A 241-nucleotide genomic window follows, 5' to 3' on the forward strand; every position below is an offset into this window, starting at 1 on the left:
CGGTTTTTTAGGTATTATTTGTTTCACGAAACTTTTTGTACCTTATGTTTAGACAGAGGAATTATGGCTAATTACAGCACTAACGAGTTCAAAGGCGGCCTGAAAATCATGCTGGACGGCGAACCTTGCAACATTCTAGAAAACGAATACGTAAAGCCGGGTAAGGGCCAAGCGTTTAACCGCGTAAAAATCCGCAAGCTTATTTCAGGTAAAGTTTTAGAGAAAACTTTCCGCTCAGGTG

General features: G+C 41.1%; 1 pseudogene. It reads left to right on the top strand.

Features of this window, described 5'->3' with window-relative positions:
- Positions 1-63 precede the first annotated feature (63 nt).
- Positions 64-241: pseudogene (locus tag NLF92_RS13690) on the top strand (elongation factor P); the annotation flags it as partial.

Origin of the sequence: Opacimonas viscosa, from assembly GCF_024199005.1 — a bacterium.
Lineage (GTDB): Bacteria > Pseudomonadota > Gammaproteobacteria > Enterobacterales > Alteromonadaceae > Opacimonas > Opacimonas viscosa.